The sequence below is a fragment of the Protofrankia sp. CiP1_Cm_nod1 genome (genome assembly GCF_920888515.1).
Lineage (GTDB): Bacteria > Actinomycetota > Actinomycetes > Frankiales > Frankiaceae > Protofrankia.
The window spans coordinates 1-3,008 of record NZ_CAKKTM010000199.1 but is presented as its reverse complement, the minus strand read 5'-3'; the positions used below and the strand labels follow the sequence as shown (position 1 = coordinate 3,008).

The 3,008-nt window shown below is 77.2% G+C and carries 1 protein-coding gene; it reads left to right on the top strand.

Annotation, left to right across the window (positions count from 1 at the left end):
* Nucleotides 1-3,008, top strand: a 3,008-nt coding sequence (locus NBX02_RS09195; RefSeq protein ID WP_250290910.1) for a type I polyketide synthase, incomplete at both ends; no start/stop codon positions are given.

Here is a 3,008-nt window from a genome sequence, read left to right as displayed (position 1 = left end):
ACAACCCTCACCAACACCAGCAGCGACAGCGGCGACGAAACCACCGGCGACAGCACCGACAGCCGCACCGCCCCCGTCACCGTCCCCCTGCTGCGCCGCAACCGGCCCGAAACGGCCACCCTGCTCACCGCGCTCGCCACCGCACACACCCACGGCACCCCCGTCACCTGGCCCGCCGTGTTCGCCGGCCTCGGCGCACGCACCGTCGGCCTGCCCAACTACCCCTTCCAGCGCCAGCGCTTCTGGCTGCCCCCCGCCACCACCAGCGGCGACCCCAGCGCGCTGGGCCTCACCCCCACCCGCCACCCGCTCCTGCAGGCCACCCTCACTCCCGCCGACACCGACCAGGCCATCCTCACCGGCCGGCTCTCCCTGCACACCCACCCCTGGCTCGCCGACCACGTCGTGCACGCCACGGTCGTGGTGCCCGGCACGGCATTCGTCGAGCTGGCCGTGCGGGCCGGGGACGAGGTGGGCCTCGACGCGGTCGAGGAACTCGTCCTGGAGGCGCCGCTGACCCTGCCGGCGCGCGGGGCGGTCGAGATCCAGGTCGTGGTGGCGGCACCGGACGGGACGGGGAAGCGCACGTTCGGCGTGTACGCCCGGCCCGCCATCGACGGGGACACCCCCGCGGACTGGACCCGCCACGCCACCGGCCTGCTGGCATCCGCCGGCCTGCCGGCAGCCGACGGACGGCCGGCGGACGGCCGGCCATGGCCGCTGGAGCAGCCGGAGCGGGCGGTGTTCGACACGCTGGCGCCGACGGCCTGGCCCCCCGCGGACGCCACCGCCGTCGACCCGGACGACGTGTACGCGCAGCTCACCGCGGCCGGGCTGGCCTACGGCCCGCTCTTTCGCGGCACGAGCGCGGTGTGGCGGCGCGCGGGCGAGGTCTTCGCCGAGGTCGAGCTGCCGGAAGGGGTACGCGGGGACGCCGGGCGCTTCGGCATCCACCCCGCGCTGCTCGACGCCGCCCTGCACGCCGCCGTCCTGACCGCGCCCGAGGGCGGGCGCGCCACCGCGGGCGGCGCGTCCGAGGGCCGGGTGCCCTTCGCCTGGTCGGGGGTACGGCTGCACTCCGCCGGCGCGGCCGCGCTGCGGCTGCGGATCGCCGGTGACGGCGACAGCGTGGCCGTGCACGCGGCCGACAGCACCGGCGCGCCGGTTGTCTCCGTCCGTTCGCTGCTGTCCCGGCCGGTCAGCGCCGCGCAGGTCGGCGCGGCGCGACGCGAGGCCCACCGGGACTCGTTGTTCGCCGTCGACTGGGCCGTCATCGGCCTGCCGGCCACCGCCGACCTGCCTGCCATCACCGACCGCTACCAGGTGCTCGGCAGTGATGATCACCAGCTGCTGACCACGCTGCGCGCGGCCGGGGTGGACGCCCGGGCCGCCACGGACCTCGCCGGGCTGGGCACGACCGAGCCCGAACTCGTCCTCGCCCCCGTGACCACGTCCGACGCGGCCGCTACCAGCACAGCCGCTACCAGCACAGCCGCTACCGACGCGGCAGCGTCCGGCACAGCCACTTCTGGCGCGGTCGCGTCCGGCACGGCCACTTCCGACGCGGCCACTTCCGACGCGGCTGCGTCCGGTTCTCGTGGGACGGCGGCAGCGGCGCACGCTGTCACCCACCGTGTGCTCGAGCTGGTGCAGGGGTGGCTGGCCGAGCCGCGCGACCCGGGGTCGAAGCTGGTGCTGGTGACCTGCGGCGCCGTGCCGGCCGGCGGGCAGATCCCCGATCCCGCCGTAGCGGCCGGCTGGGGGCTGGTCCGCTCGGCGCAGTCCGAGCACCCGGGCCGGTTCGTCCTGCTCGACCTCGACCCGCTGGACAGCGTCCTGCTCGACGCGGACCCGCCGGAGATCGACCTGCCGGCCGTGCTCGCCACGGCGCTGGCGACCGACGAGCCGCAGCTCGCCGTCCGCGGCGGCACGCTCACTGTCCCCCGCCTGGTCCGGGCCCCGGCCCCACCGGCCCCACCGGCACAGCCGGCGGTGGAAGCGTCGGCGGAGGCAGCGCTCGACCCGGACGGGACCGTGCTGATCACGGGTGGTACCGGGGCGCTGGGCGGGCTGCTGGCCCGCCACCTGGTGGCCCGGCACGGCGTGCGCCACCTGCTGCTCACCAGCCGCCGCGGCCTCGCCGCCGCAGGCGCGGAGCAGCTGCGCGACGATCTCACCGCCCTCGGCGCGTCGGTGACGGTCGCCGCCGTCGACGTCACCGACCGGGAGGCGCTGGCCGGCCTGCTCGCCGCGATCCCCGCCGGGCGCCCGCTGACCGCGGTCGTGCACGCCAGCGGCGTCATCGACGACGGTGTCGTCACCGCGCTCACCGCGGACCGTCTCGATGCCGTGCTGGCGCCCAAGGCGGACGCCGCCTGGCACCTGCACGAGCTGACCCGCGGTGCCGGCCTGGCCGCGTTCGTGCTGTTCTCGTCGGCCGCCGGCATCCTCGGCAGCCCCGGCCAGGGCAACTACGCGGCGGCCAACGCCTTCCTCGACGCGCTGGCCGGCTACCGCCGCGGGCACGGCCTGCCGGCGACGTCGCTGGCCTGGGGGCTGTGGGCCGGCGCCAGCGGGATCACCGGCGAGCTCACCGACGCCGACCGCGAGCGCATCGCCCGCGCCGGCCTGCGCCCGCTGTCCGCGCGGGACGGGCTCGACCTCTTCGACGCCGCCCTCGGCGCCCGCCCCACCGCCACCGCCACCACCGCGGGCACAGGCAGCGGTCCGGACGCGACTGTTCCCGGCACCGCTACCCGCGGGAAAGCCAGCACCATCGGGAACGCCGACGCAGATGCGGGTACCGGCACCATCGGTAACGCCGACAGCGCCGGGGACGCCGACACGGGCGAAACGGGCGAAAAAGCCAGCGTGGGCGGGACCGGCGGTGTGGAGCGGGCGCTGCTCGCACCCGTCCACCTTGATCTGGCTGTGCTGCGCGGCCGGGCCGCCGAGCACGGGGTGCCGGCGCTGCTGCGCGGCCTGGTCCGGCCGGCCCGGCGGGCGGC